Source organism: Bradyrhizobium sp. Bra78, from assembly GCF_024519855.1.
Lineage (GTDB): Bacteria > Pseudomonadota > Alphaproteobacteria > Rhizobiales > Xanthobacteraceae > Bradyrhizobium > Bradyrhizobium japonicum_G.
Genome location: NZ_JALJRE010000034.1, coordinates 1 through 549 on the forward strand (window position 1 = coordinate 1; position 549 = coordinate 549).

Below are 549 nucleotides of genomic sequence, written 5' to 3' on the forward strand. Positions count from 1 at the left end.
TCTCGGCGGCTTGCTTGTCGGCCACGGCCTTTGCCGCTGCGGCCTCGGCCTCCTTGCGGCGCTGCTCGGCGGCGGCCGCCTTGGCCTCCTCGACCTGCTTGATCTTCTCCGCCGCGATACGGGCGTCCTCCGCGGCCTTGGCGGCCGCGGCGGCCTTCTCCTGTTCGGTTTTCTTGGCGCGATCGATTGCCAGCCGGGTCTTCTCGTCCTCGGCCTGCCTGGCCTTTTCCGCAGCGGCAGCGCGGGCTTCTTCGGCGGCGATCTTGTTCAATTGCCCCTTGGCGAGATTGGTGTAGAAGCCGCTGGGAAAGCGATCCAGGAAGGCAGCCCATCCGTCACGCGTGCCAAGCTGAAGCGCCAGTTCATAGTCGCGCCGGATTTCGCTGTCCGGGTTGGCCTGCGGCCCGGCCACGACCGGCTTCGCTGCAACCAGCGGCACGTCATCGCCGCCGAGCGAGCCGTAGACATACGGCTCCTGCTTGTAGCCGGTATTTTTGAGCACATCGTCGCGCACGAAGCCGAACGCCTTGCGCAGGTCGAGGCCCGGCA

General features: G+C 67.2%; 1 pseudogene. It reads right to left on the minus strand.

Features of this window, described 5'->3' with window-relative positions:
• Window positions 1-549 (minus strand): annotated as a pseudogene (locus tag OC450_RS34280) (caspase family protein); the annotation flags it as partial.